The organism is Trinickia sp. (genome assembly GCF_051953405.1).
In the GTDB taxonomy this organism is placed as follows: Bacteria; Pseudomonadota; Gammaproteobacteria; order Burkholderiales; family Burkholderiaceae; genus Trinickia.
In genome coordinates this window covers 1-21,274 of sequence record NZ_JBQCIV010000032.1, presented here as the reverse complement: position 1 = coordinate 21,274, position 21,274 = coordinate 1, and the positions used below count along the sequence as shown (strand labels likewise).

Annotated in this window: 23 protein-coding genes; 19 read left to right on the top strand and 4 right to left on the bottom strand. The window is 64.3% G+C overall.

Annotated elements, in window-relative coordinates; genetic code table 11:
- Positions 1-19: 19 nt before the first annotated feature.
- The gene (locus tag ACTHN9_RS05350) at positions 20-1,024 is read left to right on the top strand and encodes a zinc-dependent alcohol dehydrogenase family protein (protein ID WP_440535710.1); all 1,005 of its coding nucleotides are present in this window, start codon (positions 20-22) and stop codon (positions 1,022-1,024) included.
- Positions 1,025-1,113: 89 nt separating this feature from the next.
- On the opposite strand, the gene ACTHN9_RS05345 is transcribed toward ACTHN9_RS05350, so the two are convergent.
- On the bottom strand, positions 1,114-1,989 hold the full coding sequence (locus ACTHN9_RS05345) for a LysR family transcriptional regulator (RefSeq protein ID WP_440535709.1): 876 nt from the start codon (positions 1,987-1,989) through the stop codon (positions 1,114-1,116).
- A gap of 64 nt (positions 1,990-2,053) precedes the next feature.
- On the opposite strand from ACTHN9_RS05345, the gene ACTHN9_RS05340 reads away from it, so the two are divergent.
- From ACTHN9_RS05340 to flhD, 14 genes are all read left to right on the top strand, one after another.
- Positions 2,054-3,082: an NAD(P)-dependent oxidoreductase gene (locus ACTHN9_RS05340; protein WP_440535708.1), complete on the top strand. Its 1,029-nt coding sequence runs from the start codon at positions 2,054-2,056 to the stop codon at positions 3,080-3,082.
- A gap of 171 nt (positions 3,083-3,253) precedes the next feature.
- Positions 3,254-3,511 carry a hypothetical protein gene (locus tag ACTHN9_RS05335; protein ID WP_440535707.1) on the top strand — a complete coding sequence of 86 codons (258 nt, stop codon included), beginning with the start codon at positions 3,254-3,256 and terminating at the stop codon, positions 3,509-3,511.
- A gap of 191 nt (positions 3,512-3,702) precedes the next feature.
- Entirely contained in the window at positions 3,703-4,119 is a 417-nt protein-coding gene (locus ACTHN9_RS05330) for a DnaJ family domain-containing protein (protein WP_440535706.1), read from the top strand.
- A 62-nt stretch (positions 4,120-4,181) separates the two neighbouring features.
- Positions 4,182-4,721, top strand: coding sequence for a tRNA adenosine(34) deaminase TadA (tadA, locus tag ACTHN9_RS05325; protein ID WP_440535747.1), 540 nt, complete (start codon positions 4,182-4,184; stop codon positions 4,719-4,721).
- Positions 4,722-4,774: 53 nt separating this feature from the next.
- The gene (gene ldcA / locus ACTHN9_RS05320; RefSeq protein WP_440535705.1) at positions 4,775-5,701 is read left to right on the top strand and encodes a muramoyltetrapeptide carboxypeptidase; all 927 of its coding nucleotides are present in this window, start codon (positions 4,775-4,777) and stop codon (positions 5,699-5,701) included.
- A 238-nt stretch (positions 5,702-5,939) separates the two neighbouring features.
- Complete coding sequence (locus ACTHN9_RS05315; RefSeq protein ID WP_440535704.1) at positions 5,940-6,635, top strand: GntR family transcriptional regulator; 696 nt, start codon at positions 5,940-5,942, stop codon at positions 6,633-6,635.
- 230 nt (positions 6,636-6,865) lie between these two features.
- The gene (locus ACTHN9_RS05310; protein ID WP_440535703.1) at positions 6,866-8,350 is read left to right on the top strand and encodes an NCS1 family nucleobase:cation symporter-1; all 1,485 of its coding nucleotides are present in this window, start codon (positions 6,866-6,868) and stop codon (positions 8,348-8,350) included.
- A gap of 32 nt (positions 8,351-8,382) precedes the next feature.
- Positions 8,383-9,123: an aspartate/glutamate racemase family protein gene (locus ACTHN9_RS05305; RefSeq protein WP_440535702.1), complete on the top strand. Its 741-nt coding sequence runs from the start codon at positions 8,383-8,385 to the stop codon at positions 9,121-9,123.
- Between the two features lie 207 nt (positions 9,124-9,330).
- Positions 9,331-10,281, top strand: a complete 951-nt coding sequence (puuE, locus tag ACTHN9_RS05300) for an allantoinase PuuE (RefSeq protein ID WP_440535701.1) — start codon at positions 9,331-9,333, stop codon at positions 10,279-10,281.
- Positions 10,278-10,799, top strand: coding sequence for a 2-oxo-4-hydroxy-4-carboxy-5-ureidoimidazoline decarboxylase (gene uraD / locus ACTHN9_RS05295; RefSeq protein WP_440535700.1), 522 nt, complete (start codon positions 10,278-10,280; stop codon positions 10,797-10,799). Before puuE ends, uraD begins: the two co-directional genes overlap by 4 nt.
- Positions 10,800-10,898: 99 nt before the next feature.
- A complete protein-coding gene (gene alc, locus ACTHN9_RS05290; protein ID WP_440535699.1) occupies positions 10,899-11,912 on the top strand; it encodes an allantoicase in 1,014 nt (337 codons plus the stop codon).
- Between the two features lie 11 nt (positions 11,913-11,923).
- On the top strand, positions 11,924-12,436 hold the full coding sequence (locus ACTHN9_RS05285; RefSeq protein ID WP_440535746.1) for an ureidoglycolate lyase: 513 nt from the start codon (positions 11,924-11,926) through the stop codon (positions 12,434-12,436).
- Positions 12,437-12,696: 260 nt separating this feature from the next.
- The gene (locus tag ACTHN9_RS05280) at positions 12,697-12,837 is read left to right on the top strand and encodes a hypothetical protein (protein WP_440535698.1); all 141 of its coding nucleotides are present in this window, start codon (positions 12,697-12,699) and stop codon (positions 12,835-12,837) included.
- Positions 12,838-12,969: 132 nt separating this feature from the next.
- Entirely contained in the window at positions 12,970-13,269 is a 300-nt protein-coding gene (gene flhD, locus ACTHN9_RS05275) for a flagellar transcriptional regulator FlhD (protein WP_440535697.1), read from the top strand.
- A gap of 126 nt (positions 13,270-13,395) precedes the next feature.
- On the opposite strand, the gene ACTHN9_RS05270 is transcribed toward flhD, so the two are convergent.
- Positions 13,396-14,589 carry a urate hydroxylase PuuD gene (locus ACTHN9_RS05270; RefSeq protein WP_440535696.1) on the bottom strand — a complete coding sequence of 398 codons (1,194 nt, stop codon included), beginning with the start codon at positions 14,587-14,589 and terminating at the stop codon, positions 13,396-13,398.
- 40 nt (positions 14,590-14,629) lie between these two features.
- Entirely contained in the window at positions 14,630-14,983 is a 354-nt protein-coding gene (gene uraH / locus ACTHN9_RS05265) for a hydroxyisourate hydrolase (RefSeq protein ID WP_440535695.1), read from the bottom strand.
- A gap of 411 nt (positions 14,984-15,394) precedes the next feature.
- Between uraH and ACTHN9_RS05260 the strand changes: the two genes are divergently transcribed.
- A complete protein-coding gene (locus tag ACTHN9_RS05260) occupies positions 15,395-16,801 on the top strand; it encodes an 8-oxoguanine deaminase (protein ID WP_440535694.1) in 1,407 nt (468 codons plus the stop codon).
- Between the two features lie 89 nt (positions 16,802-16,890).
- Here ACTHN9_RS05260 and ACTHN9_RS05255 read toward each other — a convergent pair whose 3' ends face one another.
- Positions 16,891-17,823, bottom strand: a complete 933-nt coding sequence (locus tag ACTHN9_RS05255; protein WP_440535693.1) for a LysR substrate-binding domain-containing protein — start codon at positions 17,821-17,823, stop codon at positions 16,891-16,893.
- 302 nt (positions 17,824-18,125) lie between these two features.
- Between ACTHN9_RS05255 and ACTHN9_RS05250 the strand changes: the two genes are divergently transcribed.
- The 3 genes from ACTHN9_RS05250 to ACTHN9_RS05240 all read left to right on the top strand — a co-directional run.
- Positions 18,126-19,718 carry an ABC transporter ATP-binding protein gene (locus ACTHN9_RS05250; RefSeq protein ID WP_440535692.1) on the top strand — a complete coding sequence of 531 codons (1,593 nt, stop codon included), beginning with the start codon at positions 18,126-18,128 and terminating at the stop codon, positions 19,716-19,718.
- Between the two features lie 123 nt (positions 19,719-19,841).
- Positions 19,842-20,945, top strand: a complete 1,104-nt coding sequence (locus ACTHN9_RS05245; RefSeq protein ID WP_440535691.1) for an ABC transporter permease — start codon at positions 19,842-19,844, stop codon at positions 20,943-20,945.
- Between the two features lie 61 nt (positions 20,946-21,006).
- On the top strand, positions 21,007-21,274 hold a 268-nt coding region (locus ACTHN9_RS05240), incomplete at its 3' end, for an ABC transporter permease subunit (RefSeq protein ID WP_440535690.1).

The following is a 21,274-nucleotide window of genomic DNA, read 5'->3' as shown; positions in this document are numbered from 1 at the left end:
CCCAACCAGGAGCCCAGCCATGCATGCCATCGAACTTTCCGCGCCTTCCCTTGATGCTTTGCGTTCCGTGACGTTGCCGCAGCCCCAGCCCGGCCCGGGCGAGGTGCTGTTGCGGATGCGTGCGGCGAGCCTGAATTTCGTGGATCTCGCCGTTGCGACCGGCCGCTATCGTGTGCCTCGTTTTCCCATCATTCCGGTGGCGGACGGTGCGGGCGAGGTGGCAGAGGTGGGTGCCGGCGTGAACGAGTTCGCCGTCGGCGATCGCGTCATCCCCCACTCGAAGCCGCTGTGGGTGGGCGGCCCGGCACGGGCGCAACTGAGTACGGCAACACGCGGCGTGGTGTTGCCCGGTTCGCTCGCCGAATACGTGGTGTTGCCGGCCAGCGCGCTCGTGCCGACGCCGGCACATTTGAGCCACGAAGCCGCGGCAACTTTGCCCATCGCGGCCACCACGGCATGGCGCGCGCTGCGCGCCGCGAACGTGCGTCCCGGCTCGGTCGTGACGTTGATCGGCACGGGCGGGGTCAGCATCTTTGCGTTGCAGCTCGCCAAGGCGGCCGGCGCCACGGTCATTATCACGTCGTCGTCCGACGAAAAGCTCGAGCGTGCGAAGGCGTTAGGCGCCGATCATACGATCAACTACCGGACAACGCCGGCTTGGGATGAAGCCGTCCTGGAAATCACCGGCGGCAACGGCGCCGACTTGGTCGTCGAAACCGGCGGCACGCAAACGTTCGGCCGTTCGATCAACGCGGCGGCGGTGGGCGCAACCGTGTTCGTCATCGGCTTCGTGACGGGCGCGACGGCGTCGGCCGATCTCATGGCGATCATGACCAAGGCGGTGAACGTGCAAGGGAACAACACCGGGGCGGTGTCCGACCTGCGCGATGTCGTACGCGCCATCGCGGCCAGCAAACTCGTGCCGGTCATCGACAAAACCTTCGGACTCGATGAAGTGCCGCAGGCCTACGACTATCTCGCGCATGGCGGTCAGCACTTCGGCAAGATTGCCATCGCGCACTAGTCGGGAAAGGAGCAGGGCGGGCGAGGCGAGGTAAGGGGCGCGCCGTTCTTCGCCCGTTTCGCGCCGCTCCATGCTTCACCGGCACGCCTTTATCGCCCTGGCACGCCCCACTGCGTCGACACGCAGTCCCTCAGCAGGTCGGCGAGCACGTGCGCATCGTCCGAGCAGCGATCGGCCCGGTGCAAGACGATATCGACCGATCCAAGCGCGGGCGCGCCCGTGAGGACGGATAGGGGCGCAGGGACGGTGAGCGGCGTGCGCACCGTCACACCTAGGCCTGCTCGCGTTCCGCACCATAGGCTCGCTAGACTCGGCGTGGCCATCGCTACACGCCATGTCAAACCCGCACGGGAAAGCGAATCGATTGCCATGTCGCGGAAAAGGCATGGGCCGTCGAAGACCGCCAGCGGAACGGTCGAGCGCGTGCCGCTGCGGGACAGCGTCGCGGGGCACCCGAGCCAAGCGGCGGGTACCGTCGCGATCTGCTCGCCGCCTCCCGTCCCAGGCATCGCAAACGCTACGGCGGCATCGAGCTTGCCGCTCGCCACATCGGCGGCGAGTTCGAAGTTGCGCCCGGCCTTGACTTCGACTTGGACGTTCGGCCGCGCATCGGCGTAACGCGCGAGCAGATCGGACAACATCGTGTCGGCAAAGTCCTGCGCGATGCCCATCCGGACGGCGGCGCGCGTATCGACCGCGCCGAGCGCATGGCCGATCTCGTCATTGAGCGCGAGCACACGCCGCGCATAGTGCAGCAGCACGTTGCCCGCGTCGGTCAGCGCAAGCCCGCGTCCTCGACGGCTGAACAACCGTTGGCCGGCCTGCGATTCGAGCTTGCGCAACTGCATGCTGACGGCCGACGGCGAGCGATGAAGCCGCGCGGCGGCGTGCGAAAAGCCGCCGAGTTCCACCCCGACGACCATCGTGCGCAGCGCATCCATGTCGAAATTGAGCGGTTGTCTCATTTTCGATTTCCTGAAGTAGCGGTTTCGAAGTTTGCGATTTTCAAAACCATAGCAGGTCTCTACGATGCGTCGGGCGCTCGAATCGCCGAGCGCTCCGAACGGTCGATTCGCGCGGACCGACGTGCGAGCGAGCGGTTCGGTTCGAGGTGGATCGAGACAACGAACGAGGGACGATGCGATGACCGAGCGGCACGCGCCGATAGGATTTGTCGGGCTAGGAGCGATGGGCGAGCCGATGGCGCTCAATTTGAGGAAGGCGGGCGTGGCGCTCGTCGTATGGAATCGTTCGGCACCGAAACGGGCCGTGCTGGCGCAAGCGGGCGCGAGTGTCGCCGAGGACGCGGCGCACGTGTTCGAGCGTTGCGAAATCGTGTTGCTGATGTTGGCCAATGCCGAGGCGATCGACGGTGTGCTGGGGCGCGGCGAGCCCGTCTTTCGGCAACGTGTTCGAGGGCGCACGATCGTTCATATGGGCACGACCTCGCCCGGCTATTCGCAAGGACTCGAACAAGCCATCCGTGCGGCGGGCGGCCGCTACGTCGAGGCCCCGGTATCCGGTTCGCGCAAGCCAGCCGAAGCTGCGCAACTCGTGGCCATGCTGGCTGGCGAACAAGACGTCGTCGAAACGGTGCGCCCGCTCGTCGCGGCGATGTGCCGGCAGTGCGAGTATTGCGGAGCCGTGCCCGCGGCCTTGACGATGAAGCTCGCCGTTAACCTTTTTCTCATCACCATGGTGACGGGCCTTGCCGAAGCGGCGCATTTTGCCAAGCGCCATGGCTTGGATCTTGCGCAGTTCGCAGCGATCCTCGATGCGGGACCGATGGCCAGCGACGTTTCGCGCGTGAAGACCGCGAAGTTGCTGCATGAAAATTTCGACGAGCAAGCCAGCATCGAGAACGTATTAGACAACAACCGCCTCGTCGCAGCGGCCGCTCGCGGTGCGCGGATCGCATCGCCGCTGCTCGACGTCTGCCACGCCTTGTATCGCGAAACGCGCGAACTCGGGCTTGGGCGGGCGGACATGATCGCCGTCGTTCGAGCGATCGAGGCGCGAAGCGACAGCGTGTCGCGCGCACCCGCCGGCCTCGGGTAGCACCAGGCCGTAGCCGATGCGTAAACTCGTCACCGCGTGGCCTTAGCGAGAGTGCGGCGCCCGCTGAGTAGTGGACGATCGAGCCGACCCGGTATATAAGAGTTGGACGAGGCGTACGCGGCCGTCCGCTCGCTTGGCCTCGCCCAGAACAGATCGATAGGAACGCCCACTATGACTCCCGATCCGAACCGGCCGAAAGAAGAACCCACGAATCCCGATGTCGGCCAACTCAATGACGCGTTAAACCACGTCGATACCTTGCTGTCGTCGGGCAATATTGCTGTCAGTGCGGCAAAGGGCATTCTCTACAGCCTGATCGAAACGCTTGGCGCGCTGGTAGGCGATCCGGACTTGCCCGAACACAGCCGGGCGGGATATGAGGGTTTGCTCGAGACAGCGCGAGAACTGCGTTCACGGGTAGGCAAGTGAGCGGATCCCCGTTGGCCAGGCCGCAGGGCGTTGCGGCGCAGGGATGGGGCGGTGGTGGCCCGCGATGGTCCGCGCCGACAAGCCGTCCCGCGCCGTCTGCGCATCGCGCGGCGGCACCCCGAGGGGGGCCTCCACCAAACCCGGCTCGACTCCCTGCTAAAATGCGCTCGCCGCAATGTAGTGGATCGCAGATGAAATTGCTTGATGCCTTGGTCGAACAGCGCATTGCCGCTGCCGCCGCGCGTGGCGAGTTCGACGACTTGCCGGGTGCCGGGGCGCCACAGGACCTAGACGACGACTTACTCGTACCCGAGGAAGTCCGCGTCGCCAATCGCATATTGAAAAACGCAGGGTTCGTGCCGCCGGCGGTCGAACAGTTGCGTTCGCTGCGGCATCTTCAGGACGAACTGAATGCCGCGGGAGACCGTGCGACGCGGTGCCGGCTGCAAGCGAAACTGCTCGCGCTCGATATGGCGCTGGAATCGCTGCGCGGGGCGCCCACGGTCGTGCCGCGCGAGTATTGCCGCCGTATCGCCGAACGGCTCTCCGAACGCGTGCTGGACGACGAGAGCGAAATGGCCGCCGCGCATCCGGCGAGGATTTCGTGAGCGAGCCGTTCGCGTCGCCAAACCTGGCCGCGGCTACCTCGGCCGCATGCGCGGGCGGCGACATGCCTGTCGATACCGCGGTGTCGGAGCGCGATCGCCGCTATATGGCGCTGGCGCTCGAGGCGGCCGAATCGGCTCGCGCGGCGGGCGAAGTGCCTGTCGGCGCCGTCCTGGTGCGAGGTGACGAGGTGGTCGCGACCGGATTCAATCATCCGATCGGCGGGCACGATCCTTCCGCGCACGCGGAGATGGCCGCGCTTCGCGCGGCCGCGCAAACCCTTCGGAATTACCGGCTACCCGGCTGCGAACTATACGTGACGCTGGAGCCGTGCCTCATGTGCGCCGGGGCCATCATGCATGCCCGTATCGCACGTGTCGTCTTCGGTGCGCACGATCCGAAGACGGGCGCGTGCGGCAGCGTCGTCGACGCATTCGCCAATCGTCAGCTCAATCACCATACGCAAGTAGAGGGCGGGGTCCTCGCGACCGAATGCGGCGATGCGCTCAAGTCGTTTTTCGCGCATCGGCGACAAGCCATTCGCGCCGAACGGGCGGCCGTGGCTGCCGCGGCCCAGGCTTGCGTGCCCGAGCAGCCGGTCTAAATGCCGTACCGGGCCGCTGCGCGTCCAATCGCTCGAAAACAACGAGGTCGGCCATGACCCATTCGCGCACGATCGAGATCGTCGCTCCCTCCGGTTACCCGCACGACGAATACGCTGCCGCGCGCGGCATCGCTCGCCTTGTCGCGCAGGGGCACCGCGTGCTCGGCACTGAGCGCGTCCTGCGACGCCACCAGCGCTTTTGCGGCACCGACGCCGAGCGCGCACACGATCTGAACAGCCTCGCCGATCCCGCTCGTCCGCTGCCCGACATCGCCCTCGCATTGCGCGGCGGCTATGGCGCCGTCCGGATACTCGACGCGCTCGATTACGCCGGTCTAAAACGCCGGTTCGCTGACGCGCCGGTCGCCCTGTGCGGCCATAGCGATTTCACGGCCATTCAATTGGCGTTGTTCGCGCGCGCGGACATCGTGACGTTCGGCGGCCCGATGCTGACGGCCAACTTCGGCGCCGAAACGCTAAGCGCATTCACGAGCGAGGCATTCTGGCGCGCCCTCGAATCGCCGGAATTTACCGTCCGCGAAACGGCCCCCCAAAGCGTGGAAATCGATGTGAGCGGCCCGCTTTGGGGCGGCAACCTCGCCATGATCGCCGCGCTCGTCGGCACGCCTTACATGCCGCGCATCGATGGCGGCATCCTGTTCTTGGAAGACGTCAACGAACACCCCTATCGCGTCGAGCGCATGCTTTACCAACTCCATCTGGCCGGCATCTTGGCGCGTCAGCGTGCGCTCGTATTGGGCGATTTCACGGGCGCTAAGCTCTCGCCGTACGACAACGGGTACGACTTCGCGTCGATGGTCGAACAAATCCGAGCAGCGACCAGGCTACCCGTCGTGACCGGGCTGCGCTTCGGCCATGGTGTCGATCTCGTGACGCTGCCGTTTGGTGCACAGGCTCGCCTCCAAGCCGCGCACGATGGCTTTTCGTTGACGGTCGCCGGGCATCCCACCCTTCGTTGACGCGAACGCGCGGGCGGGCGTCCGGCGCGAGCGTCGAACGGATCTAGCTCCAAGATTGTTGACAATTTGCAGGCCAGGCGGTGCCGAAAGTCGGTGCATCCCGAAACTGGAAATGCGCGAGATTGGTGCTTTCATGCCCATAAATGGCCTATTTGTCGGGTAAGTGCTTGGCGCGAATCGACGCGCCGCCGCAAAATAAATTGTTGACAATCTTTATGTCGAATCTACTATACCCACCATGCCGACGACGAAATTGTCCGAGCCCGTTACGCCGATGGCCATTGCCGAACGCATTCGCGATGCGATTCTCGAGCACCGGCTAGAGCCCGGCGCGAAGCTCACCGAAGCGCAATTGTGCGAGGTGTTCGGCGTGAAGCGCGGCGCGGTGCGCCAAGCGCTCTCGCAACTCGCGAGCGAGCATCTCGTCGATCTGGAGCCGAACCGCGGCGCCTTCGTGGCAAGCCCTTCGCTCCAAGAAGTGCATGAGGTGTTCGAGATGCGACGCATCATCGAAGGCGCCGTCATAGCGCGCGTTTGTCGGGATCAAGGCGGGCAGGGCGCCGCGCATTTGAAGGCGATCGCGAAGATGATCGAACGCGAGCGCAGTGCATTCGAGCACCGCGATTTTCGTTCCTGGATTCGGCTCTCGGGCGAATTCCATACCGCGCTGGCGGCATTGACGGGCAATGGGGTGCTTTGCGATTGCTTGGCGGGACTCGTCGCTCGCTCGACGTTGATTTCGGCGCTCTACGAATCGCTCGGACGCAGTCCCTGTTCCTTCGACGACCACGCCGAGATCGTCGAGGCGATCAAGTTGGGCGATAGGGCCCGTGCATCGGAGTTGATGGCACGGCATCTGGAGTCGGTCGAATTGAAGATGCTCGATCGGCCGGCGCGCGGCGCGGCCGATTTGCGGGAAGTCTTCGGCGTCTAGATCGCTGCTTTGCGGCGCTAGCCGGTTGCGATGCAAGCGACCGCTCGGGTTGGACGATACGGGGCCCGCGGCTCCGATATAAATAATTAGGATAACTAACTACCTGTCGGGGCATTAGGGGGACGATGGCCGCACAAGCGCCGACTGCGGCCGGTCGAACGAGGCGCTTACTTGCGCGTCGGCATCGAACATGCCGCGTCGCAACGCTCGTGTATTTGAATGGAGACGTCATGCCTGATTTGACCGTACCCACCGACGCCGGGGCTCTCGGCTCGTCGCCCGCTCGCAGCGATACCGGCTTTCCGGCCGGCTATAGCGAGCGCTTGTGCAATGCGGATCTCGCGCCGTTGCGCGATCAGCATTGGGGCACTTACAACATCTTTGCATTCTGGATGTCGGACGTGCACAGCGTCGGTGGTTATGTTTTCGCCGGCAGCCTGTTCGCGCTCGGTTTGACGAGCTGGCAGGTGTTGATCGCATTGCTGGTCGGCATCGGCATCGTGAATGTCTTCGCCAACCTGATCGCGAAATCGAGCCAACGCAATGGCGTGCCCTATCCGGTCATTTGCCGAGCGACGTTCGGCGTGCTCGGCGCCAATATCCCGGCCGTGATTCGCGGCCTGATCGCCGTTGCTTGGTATGGCATTCAAACGTATCTCGCATCGAGCGCGTTCGTCATCGTCCTGCTCAAGTTCGCGCCGCAATTGATGCCGTATGCCGACGTTCATCGCCACGGCTGGCTCGGGTTGTCCACGCTCGGATGGGCCGGCTTCATGTTGCTCTGGGTGCTGCAGGCGCTCGTGTTTTGGAACGGCATGGAGACGATCAAGAAGTTCATCGATTTCGCTGGCCCCGCCGTGTATGTCGTCATGTTTATCTTGGCCGGCTACATGGTGGCGCGAGCTGGAATCTCCAACATCCACCTCAATCTCGGGACCGTCAAATATCACGGCTGGGAGGCGCTGCCCGTCACCATCACGGCGATCTCGCTCGTCGTGTCGTATTTCTCGGGGCCGATGCTGAACTTCGGCGATTTCTCGCGGTATTGCAAGAGCTATGAGAGCGTCAAACGCGGCAACTTTTGGGGGCTGCCCGTCAATTTCCTCGCGTTTTCGCTCGTGACGGTGGTGACGACTTCGGCGACGCTGCCCGTATTCGGCGAGATGATCACCGATCCCGTGGCGACGGTCGGCCGTATCGATCATTCGTTCGCGGTCGTGCTGGGCGCCTTGACGTTCATGATCGCGACGATCGGCATCAACATCGTCGCCAACTTCGTCTCGCCGGCATTCGACTTTTCCAACGTGGCGCCCAAGCACATCAGCTGGCGCGCCGGCGGCATGGCCGCTGCCGCCGCATCGGTGTTCATCACGCCGTGGAACCTGTTCAACAACCCGGCCGTGATCCATTACACGCTCGACGTGCTGGGCTCGTTCATCGGGCCGCTGTACGGCGTGTTGATCGTCGATTACTTCATCGTCAAACGGCAGCACGTCGTGTTGGACGAACTGTATTCGATGTCCGAAGCCGGCGCGTACTGGTATCGCGGCGGCGTGAACCGTCGCGCCGTGGTAGCCGTGTTGGCCGCCGCGGCGATTGCGGTCGTTTGCGTCATGACGCCGGCGCTTGCGTCGCTCGCCAACTTCTCCTGGTTCATCGGCGTTGCGCTGGGCGCCGCGTTTTACGGCATCGCGGCGCGCGGCGATCGTCGGTAACGTCTGCGCCTAAGGCATGGGGGAGCAGCAGTATGAAGATCAAACTCATCAATCCCAATACGACCTCGCGCATGACCGATACGATGGCGGCGTGCGCGCGTGCCACGGCGGCTGCGGGCACCGAAATCGTCGCGGCCACGTCGACGATGGGGCCGCCGTCCATCGAAAGTTGGTACGACGAATCGCTCGCGTTGCCGGGGTTGCTGGCCGAGGTGGCGGGCGGCGAGCGTGACGGAATCGACGGCTACGTGATCGCTTGTTTCGGCGATCCGGGATTGTTCGCCGCGCGCGAATTAGCGCGCGGTCCCGTCATCGGCATCGCCGAAGCGGCGATGCATGCCGCAAGCGTGATCGCGCCGAGTTTTTCCGTGGTCACGACGCTGGCGCGAACGACCGGTATGGCATGGCATTTGGCCGAGCGCTACGGCATGAAACGGTTTTGCCGCTCCGTGCGGGCGACGGAGGTCGCCGTGCTCGATCTCGATCGGCCTGGCAGTGCGGCGCGCCGGCTCATCGTCGACGAATGCCGTCGCGCGCTCGAGGAGGACGGGGCCGATGCAATCGTGCTCGGGTGCGCCGGGATGGCCGATCTCGGCCGGGCGATCGAAGATGCCGTGGGCGCGCCGGTCGTCGAAGGCGTCACCGCGGCGTTGAAATGGGTCGAGGCCCTCGTTTCCCTCCGGTTGCAAACCGCCAAACGGGGCGAGTACGCTCGCCCGCTCGTCAAACGCTATGACGGACCGTTAGCCGATTTCAGTCCCCGCGCTACCTGAAGCGACTGCCCGAAGCGCTATCGGAACCGGCCGCCGCGGCCCAGTGCGCGGCGCGACATATGTTTGCGGTGACCCCCGCTATCGGCCTATCTATATGGGCGCGCCACGGGGTTTTCTATACACTGATTCGACCGAATTGAACCGTTGCGGCGTGGTGCACCTCGGCGTTGCCGTGCCGCTCTCCAACGCTTGTCTCGAATCCTTGCCATGACATCCGACTCCCGCTATCCGCGTGACCTGATCGGCTACGGCCGGCAGCCTGTCCAGGCCAACTGGCCGGGGCGCGCACGCGTTGCCGTCCAGTTTGTCCTGAACTACGAAGAGGGCGGCGAAAACTGCGTGCTGCACGGCGATCCGGCCTCGGAGCAATTCCTCTCCGAGATTGTCGGCGCACAAGCGTATCCGGCGCGGCACATGAGCATGGAGTCGATCTACGAGTACGGATCGCGCGCAGGCGTCTGGCGCATTTTGCGCGAGTTCGACAAGCGTGGTTTGCCGCTGACCGTGTTCGGCGTCGGCATGGCGATCGAACGCCACCCCGAGGTGGCGCGCGCATTCGTCGAGTTGGGGCACGAGATCGCCTGTCACGGATGGCGCTGGATCCATTATCAGGACATGTCGCCCGAACGCGAGGCCGAGCACATGCGGCTCGGGATGGAAGCGATCGAGCGCGTGACGGGGGTGCGGCCGCTCGGTTGGTACACGGGCCGCGATAGTCCGAACACGCGCCGGCTCGTCGCCGAATACGGCGGCTTTCTATACGACTCCGACTACTACGGCGACGATCTGCCGTTTTGGACGGAAGTCGACGTGACTGGGGGCGAGACGCGCACGCAGCTGATCGTGCCTTACACGCTCGACACGAACGATATGCGTTTTGCGACGCCGCAAGGCTTCAATACCGCCGATCATTTCTTTACGTATTTGCGCGACGCGTTCGATGTGCTCTACGAAGAGGGCGACGAAGCGCCGAAGATGCTGTCGATCGGCATGCATTGCCGCTTGCTCGGGCGTCCCGGCCGTTTTCGTGCGCTGCAGCGGTTTCTCGACCATATCGAACGGCACGAGCGCGTCTGGGTGGCGCGCCGCGTCGATATCGCACGCCATTGGCACGCGCATCATCCCTATCAGTCGAAAACGGACAGCTCACGCGCATGAAGCCGATGCAATACTCGCTGGAACAATTGAATTCGATGCCGCGCGATGCGTTCGAGGCGGCACTCTCGGGCATCTTCGAGCATTCGCCTTGGGTCGCGCAGCAGGCGGCGGCCGCGCGTCCGTTCGAGAGCATCGACGCGTTGTACTCGGCCATGCGCGAGATCGTCGCGAATGCCGGCGCGGCGCGGCAGCTCGCGCTCATCGACGCGCACCCGGAACTGGCAGGCAAAGCCGCGGTGCGGGGCGAATTGACGGCCGAATCGACGCGCGAGCAAAGCGGCGCGGGCCTTGCCGACTGCACGCAGGAGCAATTCGACAAGCTGCAGCGCTTGAACGCGTCGTATCGCGAGAAGTTCGGCTTTCCGTTCATTCTCGCCGTGCGCGGCTACGACCGCGCCGCGATCATCGCCAACTTCGAAGCGCGCGTGAACAATACGCGCGACGACGAACTGCGCGAGAGCTTGGAGCAGATCTATCGCATCGCACGGTTTCGCATCGACGATCTCGTCACGGCATGAGCGCGGAAGGCGCCTAAGGCAAGCGAAGGGCGCACGACGCGGCACGACGAGGTTTCATTCGCAGTACGAACGAATTGACAGACACGAAGGACGACAACGATGGCTCTCCCGATTCTCGACCCCAACGCGCCCGATTTCACGCGCCGCTACGTCAACTTGGCCGATCCGCGCCTGGGCGCACAGGCGCTCGAGGCGAGCGACGAATTCTTCGCGCCGAAAGAGCGCATGCTGAGTCCCGAGCCGGCCGTGTTCATCCCCGGCAAGTACGACGATCACGGCAAGTGGATGGACGGTTGGGAGACGCGCCGCAAGCGCACCACCGGGTATGACTGGTGCGTCGTCAAGCTTGCGCGAGCGGGCGTCGTGAAGGGGCTCGACATCGACACGAGCCATTTCACCGGCAACTTCCCACCCGCCGCATCGGTCGAGGCCGCTCGCGTACCGGCCGGCGAACAGCCGAACGAAGCGACGCAGTGGACGGAAATCGTGCCGTCCACGACGCTGCAAGGCAATACGCATCATTACCTCGACGTTGCCGATGGCGACGCGTATACGCACATTCGCTTGAATCTGTATCCGGACGGCGGCGTTGCGCGTCTGCGCGTGTACGGCCAACCCCAGGTGGACTGGGCCAGCGCGAGCCGTAGCGCACCGGTCGATCTGGCCGCGATGGAGAACGGCGCGTATATCGTGGCCGCCAACAATCAACACTTCGGCGCCGCGTCGAACCTCTTGATGCCGGGTCGTGGCGTGAACATGGGCGACGGCTGGGAAACGCGCCGTCGGCGCGAACCGGGCAACGATTGGGCCATCATCGCGCTGGCGCAGCCGGGAACGATCGCGAAGATCGAGGTGGATACCGCCTTCTTCAAAGGCAACTACCCCGATCGCTGCTCGATCCAGGCCGCCTACGTCAAAGGGGGTACCGACAGCTCGCTGATTACCCAGGCGATGTTCTGGCCGACGCTGCTCGGCGAACAGAAGCTCCAAATGGACAAACAGCACTTCTTCGAAGCCGAACTGGCCGCGCTGGGTCCCGTCACGCACCTGCGCTTGAACATCATCCCCGATGGCGGCGTCTCGCGTTTGCGCGCCTGGGGTGTGCTGGCATGAGCAGCGCGCTCATGAAGGCCCTCGCGATCGAGCCGCTTGAGCGGGCGGCGTTCGCCCCGTTCGGCGACGTGATCGAACTCGAAGGCGCACGGCAGATCCCGATCAATCTCGGCACGACGATGCGCTTTCACGATCTTGCCCGCGTGGACGTGGCGGACGCAGGCGGGCGGCCGCTCGTGAACCTATTTCGCGGCCAACCGCGCACGCTGCCGTTCGAGGTCGCCATGCTCGAGCGCCACCCGCTCGGCTCGCAAGCCTTCATTCCGCTGACAGATAAGCCCTATCTCGTGGTCGTGGCGCCGGCCGGCCCGCTCGAGACTCGAGCCGTGCGCGCGTTCGTCTCGCACGGGTGGCAAGGCGTGAACTACGCTAAAGGGGTCTGGCACCATCCGCTGATCGCACTCGACGCGGTGAGCGATTTCATCGTGGTCGATCGGGGTGGAGACGGACACAATTGCGATGAGCAAACGCTGCCGGAATCGCTGTGGCTGACAGCCGAGGCGCTGGCCGGGGCGCGCCGCTAGCCGCGCTCGAAGTCTGGCACGATTCAAACGCCCGTGCGAGGTTTGCACGGGCGTTTTTGCGTGCATCCGGCAGGCGTAGCCCTTGCGTACCTTGCTCGTAGGAAAACACTGACACGGGGGCTGCCAGATATGACGCAAGGTTCAGCGGCGGCTGATTTGTTTCGCAAGAGGACTCGCCGATACTTTCGTCACAGGAAAGCGATTTCGTACGACGCATCACGGCACGAACGCTTCGAACCTCGAGCCACGGAGAGATCGCCATGAGCCGCTTCGCCAAAGACCTCATCGAACTTCAACGCCTTTGCCTTGGCGGCTCCGGCGCGCTGACGCAACATCTGCTGCGCGAAATCGCCCGCAACCTGATCGCGGCGGGCGTGGCCGACGAACGCAACGGCTGTTGAGCGCATTTTCGCGCAAACGTTTGGCGCGCAAGCGCAACAGTTTTCAGTGACGGCAATGAGACGCGCAGTAGTGAGTTTTACGTTTATCCGTCACCTTTTAATTCGAATCACGAACCCCTGGCAGAGACAGTCATGAACGGTTGCGAGACGCTTGAATCGATCCGCGAGATCAACCTGTCGTACCTTTCGCTCGCGCAGCGCCTGTTGCGCACGGACCGCGCAAGCGGCATGGAGCGGCTCGGACTGTCGGCGCAGATCGCGGACGTGATTGCCGATCTTTCGGGGCCGCAATTGCTGAAGCTGGCCGCGTGCAGCCAACTCGTGTGCTTTTTCCGGTTCAACGATCGGGCGATGCTGTCCACGTTGGCCGCGCCTGCCGCCTCCGCTGCGCATACGCTGAATCGCGAAGCGTTGATGGCGCAAGCCGCCTAAACGCAGGCCGCGGCGCGCGGCCTGCGCGTCACTGTCCCAACGAGAAAGCCCCTCGAGCATTCGTCTTGCTCGAGGGGCTTCGTTTTCTCCGGCCGTCACCGTGTCGGGCAGTCGGGCCCCCATCGCTTACTGCTGCTTGCCTGCGGTAAACCAAGCGGCGATCTTTTCTCGCTCGTCGGGCGTCATCTTCGTCACGTTGCCGAGCGGCATCGCCTTGAGCACGACGGCCTGCTCGTACAAGCGCTGCGCGTTCGTCGAAATCTCTTGCGGCGTGTCGAACAGCACGCCGGCCGGTGCGCTGCCCATCAGCGTTGGATGGGCCGAATGGCACTCGGCGCATCGTTGCTGCAAGATCGGCCGGATGTCGGCGAGCTTGACGGCGGGCGCGTTGGCGGCTTGCGCTTGCGGCATGACGGGCCTGGGCAGCGTGACGGCCAATGCGAGCGCGAGCAGCGCAACGCCGCCCACCGGCAGGTACCACAGCACCTGGCCCCGATGGCGCATGACAAAGAATTGCCGAATCAGGGCGCCGGCGAACAGGATCGCGACGAGCACGGCCCAGTTGTACGGATGGGTGTACGTCATCGCGTAGTGGTTCGAGAGCATCGCGAACACCACGGGCAACGTGAAGTAGGTGTTGTGTACCGAGCGTTGCTTGCCGCGTTTGCCGTAGATCGGGTTCGGCGCTTCGCCCTTGAGCATCGCGTTCACCATCTTGCGTTGGCCCGGGATGATGACGAAGAAGACGTTGGCCGACATGATCGTCGCGAGCATCGCGCCGACGATCAGGTAGGCGGCGCGTCCCGAGAAGACATGACAAGCCAGGTACGCGGCGACCAGCACGTACAAGCCGACGCAGATGCCGAGCGCACCGTCCTTGTGACCGAGCAGGCGGCACAGCGAGTCGTACACGATCCAGCCCGCGGTCAAAAAGGCTAACGCGGCGGCCACCGCTTCCACGGGGCTCATGGGGAGCACGTTCGGATCGACGAGGTAGGTGCTCGGGGAGAATAGGTAGAGCACCGTAAACAGGCCGAAGCCGGACATCCACGTGGTGTACGAGGGCCACTTCGACCAATGCAGATCGTCGGGCATCTGCGCGGGCGCGACCATGTACTTCTGCATGTTGTAAAAACCGCCGCCGTGGACGTGCCAAAGTTCGCCGAACACGCCGCGCTCGACGAGCGTCTGATCCTTCGGCTTCTTCAAGCTGTTGTCGAGTGCGACGAAATAGAACGATTCGCCGATCCACGCGATCGCGGCGACGACATGCAGCCAGCGAATCGCGAGATTCAGCCAATCGGTGATAAAGCCTTCCATGAAATGCCTCCAAGCTCCTGATGTCGTTGGTATCGTGCGTTCAGCTGCCGCGATAGGTGCTGTAGGCCCACGGCGAGACCAGGAGCGGCACATGATAGTGCGCGCCGGCATCGGCAATGCCGAAGCGTAGGACGACGCGATCGACGAAGCGCGGTTGCGGCACGTTCACGCCCAGCGCGGCGAAGTAATCGCCGGCATGAAACACGAGTTCGTATTCGCCCGGGATCAACGCATCGCCGTCGAGCAGCGGTTTATCGCAACGGCCGTCGTCATTGGTGACGGTTTTCGTGATCAGACGGCGCGTATCGCGCTCGAGCGCATACAGCTCGAGTGCGATACCGGCCCCGGGGCGGCCGTGCGCCGTGTCCAGAACGTGGGTAGTGAGCTTTCCCATTCGCAGTTTTCCTTGTGATGAACGCGAAACGTGTCATGGGCGGCCCGATCCCATACGCAAACGGCGGATCGAGGCTCCACGTCGGTGGCTACATACCCGTCGGCGATGTAATGCGAGCGCCGTGCCGTCATTCTAAGAAGTTGGCGACGGCTCGCGCGCAAGCGATAGGAAAGATAAGGGCCGGCGCATGAGGCGAGGGCGGCGCGTCCTATCGCGCCCGCGCCTGCTCGACGCAAGCGGACAAAACCGGCGAAAGCCGACGAAAATGGCGATGGAAAAGGACCCAATATATCGAATCGCTGAAGGCGAGTATCGCTGAATCGTACATTGCCAGCGCTATTTTGGCTCCTGATCGTTATGGCATCGCCCATCCGCCTACTCCAACGACTCAACGCATACGGAAGCCATCGAATGACGAACGAACAGCCCATGCACGCCAGCGGTGCGGCACGCCCTCGAACGATGCTCGTCAAGCATGCCGACGTGCTCGTGACGATGGACGGCGCGCGCCGGGAACTGCGCGATGCGGGGCTCTATATCGAAGGTAACCGGATCGTCGCGGTCGCCCCGACGAGCGCATTGCCCGAGACGGCCGATCAAGTGCTCGACGCGCGTGGACATCTCGTGATGCCCGGGCTCGTCAATACGCACCACCACATGTATCAAAGCTTGACGCGGGCGGTGCCGGCTGCCCAAAACGCCGAATTGTTCGGCTGGCTGACGAACCTGTATCGGATTTGGGCGCATCTGACGCCGGAGATGATCGAGGTGTCGACGCTTACCGCGATGGCCGAGCTGCTCTTGTCGGGCTGCACCACGTCGAGCGACCATCTTTACTTGTACCCGAACGGGAGCCGGCTCGACGACAGCATCGGCGCCGCCGCGCGCATCGGGATGCGGTTCCACGCAAGCCGTGGAAGCATGAGCGTCGGGCAAAAGGATGGCGGGTTGCCGCCCGATTCGCTCGTCGAACGCGAAGGCGATATTCTGGCCGACACCCAGCGGCTGATCGAGACCTATCACGACGAGGGCCGCTACGCCATGCTGCGCGTGGCGGTCGCGCCGTGCTCGCCGTTTTCGGTGAGCCGCGATTTGATGCGCGAGTCCGCGGCGCTGGCGCGGCACTACGGTGTGTCGATGCACACCCATCTCGCCGAAAACGTCAACGACGTCGCCTACAGCCGCGAGCGTTTCGGCATGACGCCGGCCGAGTATGCCGAGGATCTCGGATGGGTCGGCGCCGATGTCTGGCATGCCCACTGCGTCCAGCTCGACGCGCCCGGTATTGCGCTGTTCGCGCGCACGGGCACCGGCGTGGCGCATTGCCCGTGTTCGAATATGCGGCTCGCCTCGGGCATCGCCCCGATTCGCCGTATGCGCGACGCGCAAGTACCGGTGGGGCTCGGTGTGGATGGGTCGGCTTCGAACGACGGCGCGCATATGCTGGGCGAGGCGCGTCAAGCGATGCTGTTGCAGCGCGTCGGCTTCGGCCCCGATGCGATGAGCGCAAGAGAAGCGCTGGAGCTTGCCACGTTGGGCGGCGCCGCGGTGCTCGGGCGCGACGATATCGGAGCGCTCGCGCCTGGGATGGCGGCCGATTTCGTGGCGTTCGACTTGCGCCAGCCGAGCTTCGCGGGGGCGCTGCACGACCCGGTCGCGGCGCTCGTGTTTTGCGCGCCTTCGCAGGTGTCGCTGAGCGTCGTCAACGGGCGGGTCGTCGTGCAGGATGGGCGTTTGACGACACTCGAGCTTGCGCCTTTGCTCGAGCGTCACAACGCGCTCGCGCGCACGCTCGGCGAAGCGGCGCGCACGGCCTGAGCATGCGAATGCGGGTCGCGCTCGTGCGCTTGCCCCGAGCGGGCTCGGGGCGGGGGCGGCGAGAGAGGACGGCCGTATGGCCGGTACGGTTAGGCGCGCTCGACGAGCGTGCGCGTCGCATCGGCGACGAGGCTGCGCAGCCAGCGCACTTCGTCGGAGTAGTGGCAGCGCTCGTGCCACAGTTGGTAGTACTGCATGGGTGGAAAGTCGAGCGGGGCGGGCAAGACCGTCAGCGGCAGATACTTGGCGTAGTGATCGGCGAATAGCCGTGTCGTCGTGAAAATGAGGTCCGACTTGATCAAGACGTATGGCGCGAGATTGAAATACGGCAGGGTGACGACGACATGGCGCTTGAGCCGTTCGCGCGCGAGATGAACGTCGATCGCGCCGCGTTGGCCGACCGAATACGGTGTGGGCGCAAGGTGCGGCGCGTTCAGATACTGGTCGAGCGTGAGCGTGCCGCGCTTGGCGAACGGGTGCGTGTTGGCCATCAGGCACACGATTTCGTCGACGAACAAGTTCGACAGATGCAATTGCTCGGGCGGTTCGGGCCAGTTGCCGATGACGACGTCCAGTTTGCCGTCTTCGAGCGCCAGTTCGTAATCGAACGAGGGCCCGAGCGAATGAAATTCGAGCTGTGCGTTCGGTGCGGCTTGCCGGAATCGTTCGACCACCGTCGGGACGAACAGGACGTTCAGGTAGTCGGGACAGCCGATGCGGTAGCAGCGGATCGACGTTGCGGGATCGAAGTTGTGCTGCTGAAAGCGAATCCGTTCGATTTCCCGCAGCGCGTTCTGCACGGGCTCGAGCAGGCGCAGACCGTACTCGGTCGGCACCATGCCGGACTTGCCGCGTACGAGCAGCGGATCGCCCGTGATGTCGCGCAAACGGCGCAGCGCGGCGCTGATCGCCGGTTGCGATTGATTGAGCTTGACGGCCGCGCGGGTCACGCTGCGCTCCATCAAGAGGGTGTGCAAGACGCGCAAAAGATACGTGTCGATCGCCTCGCGTTGCTGACTCATGAATGGCTCCGATATATGTTGCGGCTGATCGAGCGGGGGTGGGAGTATCAGATTTTTAATATGTGCATGAAGCACAGTCAAGGGCGCACATACCCGTGTGGCGCAACGGCCGCATCGAGTGTTCGTACGATATTGTCGGCTCGACGCTCGCGCGCGATTTGGGTATCGTCGGGCCACGGCCGCCGGTCGGCGCGGCGCGAAGCGGCGCTCGACCGGGGCAGGCGGCATAGGGGAACGGGGAACGCGACGAGCATCGAGCGCGTCGCGCGATAAGCGGGTAGGCAGTCAGTTCGACGGATCTCATGGGCGATCAATCACATTTCCACGGCCAGGCGGGCGCGCGTTCGCCGGTCGTGCCACGGCTCGCGTTGACGGGCATCAGCAAGCAATATCCGTCGGTGAAGGCGAACGACGACGTGCATCTCGTCGTGGCGCCGGGCGAGATCCACGCCGTGCTCGGCGAAAACGGGGCCGGCAAGAGCACGTTGATGAAAATCATCTACGGCTCGGTGCGGCCCGATGCGGGCGAGATTCGCTGGGAAGGCGATCTCGTCGACATCGCGAGCCCCGCGCAGGCGCGCAAGCTCGGGATCGGGATGGTGTTTCAGCACTTCTCGCTGTTCGAAACGTTGACGGTGGGCGAGAACATCGCACTGGCGCTCGACGAGCCGTTCGATCTGTCGGCGCTCGGCAAGCGCATTCGCGACGTGTCGGCCGAGTACGGCCTCGACATCGACCCGCAACGGCATGTGCACAGCTTGACGGTGGGCGAGCGCCAGCGCGTGGAAATCGTGCGTTGTCTGTTGCAGCACCCGCGGCTCCTGATCATGGACGAGCCGACTTCGGTGTTGACCCCGCAAGCCGTGCGCAAGCTGTTCGATACCTTGAGGCGTCTCGCGGTGCAAGGTTGTAGCGTGCTCTATATCAGCCACAAGCTCGACGAAATTCGCGAGCTGTGCGATACGGCCACGGTCATGCGCGGCGGCCGCGTGACGGGCCACGTCAAGCCGCGCGAACAAACGCACGCGTCGCTCGCGCAGCTGATGGTCGGCCATGCGCTGCCCGACTATACGCGCCGCGCCCATACCCCGGGCGAGGCGCGGCTTTCGGTACGGAAGCTGTCGGCGCCGAGCGACGACCCATTCGGGACCTCGCTGGAGAATGTGACGTTCGACGTGCATGCGGGCGAGATCTTCGGGATCGCGGGCGTGTCGGGCAACGGCCAAGCGGAACTATTGGCCGCGCTCTCCGGCGAAAAGCGTAGCGCCGCCCAACCCGATGCCGTGACGATCTGCGGCAAAAGCGCTGGAAGTCTTTCGGCTGGTGCACGCCGTCGCTTGGGCTTTGCGTTCGTTCCCGAAGAGCGGCTCGGGCGTGGTGCCGTGCCGGCCATGTCGCTCGCCGACAATGGTCTGCTCACTGCGCATCGCCAGCCCGGCATGGTCCGCCACGGTTGGATCGGCACCGGCGCCATGCGCGCGTTCGCGACGCGTTGCATCGAAGCGTTCGATGTGCGCTGCGGCGGCCCGGACGCGCTTGCCCAGTCGCTATCGGGCGGCAATCTCCAGAAGTTCATCGTGGGCCGCGAGCTCTTGCAAGCCCCGAAAGTGCTCGTGGTCGCACAGCCGACGTGGGGCGTCGACGTCGGCGCGTCCGCGTTCATCCGGCAACAGCTGCTCGATTTATCGGCCAAGGGGGTTGCCGTGCTCGTTATCTCGGAGGAACTGGACGAGCTATTCGACATCTGCGACCGGATTGCCGTGCTCGCGCGCGGGCGTTTGTCGCCGGCGCGCAAGACGGGCGAGACGAATGCCGAGGAAATCGGCCTCTGGATGGCGGGCATGTTCGGCGACCCTGGCGCGGCGCCGCCCGCTGCGCAGCCTTTGCATGTTTGACACGACATCGGTGCGCTGCCGCGGCGACGCAGGAACGGCCTTAGTCGGCCGGTGCCCCGCGCGGCCGCGCCGACGCTAGGTATCGAAGAATCGAAGAATCGACCCCCCACGCTCGAATTGACCATGTATTTTCCTTACCGACTTGAAGCCCGTCCGACGCCTTCTCGCGCCATGCGGCTCGCCGTGCCCCTGATCGCCGCGTTGTTGACGCTTGCGATCGGCTTTCTGATCTTCGGCCTCGTCGGGCGCGACCCGGTGCAGGCCATGCGGGCGTTCTTCATCGATCCGTTGGCCGACGTCAACGGTTGGTCGGAGTTGCTGCTCAAGGCCTCGCCGTTATGCCTGATCGGGCTCGGCCTCGCCGTCGGCTATCGTGCGAATGTATGGAATATCGGCGCCGAAGGGCAGATGCTCGCGGGCGGTATCGCGGCCAGCGGCGTTGCGATCCACTTCGATCAGGCAAGCGGCGCCTGGATCTTGTTTCTGATGATGGGGGCGGGCATCGTGGGCGGCATGTTGTGGGCCGCGATCCCGGCGTTTCTCAAGACGCGTTTCAACACGAACGAGATCTTAACGAGCCTCATGCTGACCTACGTCGCGACGCAGTTGTTGATCTATCTCGTGAGCGGCCCATGGCGCGATCCGCAAGGCATGAACTTCCCGTTGTCGGAGATGTTCTCGGGCGACGCGTTGTATCCGACCTTCGGTGGCGATTGGCGTTGGCACTGGCTGCGCGGGACACGGCTCAATGCGTCGATCTTCCTGACGCTGGCGGCGATCCCCGCGGTGTGGTTCTTTATGCGCAAGAGCTTTGCCGGTTTTCGGATGAACGTGGGCGGCCTCGCGCCGCTCGCCGCGCGCTATGCCGGGTTTTCCGATGCGGGCACGGTCTGGACGTCGCTCTTGATCAGCGGCGCGCTTGCCGGCTTGGCCGGCATGGGCGAGGTGGCCGGACCGATCGGTCAGTTGCAGGCGACCTGGTCCCCAGGCTACGGCTTTACGGCGATCATCGTCGTTTTCGTGGGGCGGCTGCATCCCATCGGCATCGTGTTGGCCAGTTTGCTGATGGCGCTGCTCTATTTGGGCGGCGAGGCCGTGCAGACGTCGATGCAGCTTCCGCAGGCGTTGTCGGGCGTATTTCAGGGCCTGTTGCTGTTCTGCCTGCTCGGGGCGGACTTGTTCGTCAACTATCGTCTGCGCCGCGTGCCTCGCGCGGTGCACGGCTGAGCAAGGCTATCGAAGCAGGTTTCGCGTAATCGTATGACTCGCCAATCGAAATAGAACGACCATGGATATTCAACAAGCTGGCTCGCTAGCGTCGAGCGCTGTCGTCGCCGCCATTCCGTTGATGCTGGCGGGCGCCGGCGAACTCGTCACCGAAAAATCGGGTGTGCTGAACCTCGGCGTCGAAGGGATGATGCTGATGGGGGCGGTGACCGGGTATGCCGTCACCGTGGCGACCGGGCATCCCTGGCTAGGGGTGGCGGCTTCGATCGGGGCGGGTGTTGCGATGGCGCTCCTGTTCGCGTTTCTGACGCTGACCATGCTGGCCAATC

Excerpts from the sequence above, each read along its gene's own strand:
- flhD (WP_440535697.1), top strand. The coding sequence starts at position 12,970 with ATGAACGGTTGCGAGACGCTTGAATCGATCCGCGAGATCAACCTGTCG.
- ACTHN9_RS05335 (WP_440535707.1), top strand. The coding sequence starts at position 3,254 with ATGACTCCCGATCCGAACCGGCCGAAAGAAGAACCCACGAATCCCGAT.
- alc (WP_440535699.1), top strand. The coding sequence starts at position 10,899 with ATGGCTCTCCCGATTCTCGACCCCAACGCGCCCGATTTCACGCGCCGC.
- ACTHN9_RS05330 (WP_440535706.1), top strand. The coding sequence starts at position 3,703 with ATGAAATTGCTTGATGCCTTGGTCGAACAGCGCATTGCCGCTGCCGCC.
- ldcA (WP_440535705.1), top strand. The coding sequence starts at position 4,775 with ATGACCCATTCGCGCACGATCGAGATCGTCGCTCCCTCCGGTTACCCG.
- ACTHN9_RS05255 (WP_440535693.1), bottom strand. The coding sequence starts at position 17,823 with ATGAGTCAGCAACGCGAGGCGATCGACACGTATCTTTTGCGCGTCTTG.
- ACTHN9_RS05270 (WP_440535696.1), bottom strand. The coding sequence starts at position 14,589 with ATGGAAGGCTTTATCACCGATTGGCTGAATCTCGCGATTCGCTGGCTG.
- ACTHN9_RS05310 (WP_440535703.1), top strand. The coding sequence starts at position 6,866 with ATGCCTGATTTGACCGTACCCACCGACGCCGGGGCTCTCGGCTCGTCG.
- ACTHN9_RS05260 (WP_440535694.1), top strand. The coding sequence starts at position 15,395 with ATGACGAACGAACAGCCCATGCACGCCAGCGGTGCGGCACGCCCTCGA.
- ACTHN9_RS05340 (WP_440535708.1), top strand. The coding sequence starts at position 2,054 with ATGCGTCGGGCGCTCGAATCGCCGAGCGCTCCGAACGGTCGATTCGCG.
- ACTHN9_RS05305 (WP_440535702.1), top strand. The coding sequence starts at position 8,383 with ATGAAGATCAAACTCATCAATCCCAATACGACCTCGCGCATGACCGAT.
- ACTHN9_RS05250 (WP_440535692.1), top strand. The coding sequence starts at position 18,126 with ATGGGCGATCAATCACATTTCCACGGCCAGGCGGGCGCGCGTTCGCCG.
- ACTHN9_RS05285 (WP_440535746.1), top strand. The coding sequence starts at position 11,924 with ATGAAGGCCCTCGCGATCGAGCCGCTTGAGCGGGCGGCGTTCGCCCCG.
- ACTHN9_RS05350 (WP_440535710.1), top strand. The coding sequence starts at position 20 with ATGCATGCCATCGAACTTTCCGCGCCTTCCCTTGATGCTTTGCGTTCC.
- uraH (WP_440535695.1), bottom strand. The coding sequence starts at position 14,983 with ATGGGAAAGCTCACTACCCACGTTCTGGACACGGCGCACGGCCGCCCC.
- ACTHN9_RS05245 (WP_440535691.1), top strand. The coding sequence starts at position 19,842 with ATGTATTTTCCTTACCGACTTGAAGCCCGTCCGACGCCTTCTCGCGCC.
- tadA (WP_440535747.1), top strand. The coding sequence starts at position 4,182 with ATGCCTGTCGATACCGCGGTGTCGGAGCGCGATCGCCGCTATATGGCG.
- ACTHN9_RS05345 (WP_440535709.1), bottom strand. The coding sequence starts at position 1,989 with ATGAGACAACCGCTCAATTTCGACATGGATGCGCTGCGCACGATGGTC.
- puuE (WP_440535701.1), top strand. The coding sequence starts at position 9,331 with ATGACATCCGACTCCCGCTATCCGCGTGACCTGATCGGCTACGGCCGG.
- ACTHN9_RS05315 (WP_440535704.1), top strand. The coding sequence starts at position 5,940 with ATGCCGACGACGAAATTGTCCGAGCCCGTTACGCCGATGGCCATTGCC.
- ACTHN9_RS05280 (WP_440535698.1), top strand. The coding sequence starts at position 12,697 with ATGAGCCGCTTCGCCAAAGACCTCATCGAACTTCAACGCCTTTGCCTT.
- uraD (WP_440535700.1), top strand. The coding sequence starts at position 10,278 with ATGAAGCCGATGCAATACTCGCTGGAACAATTGAATTCGATGCCGCGC.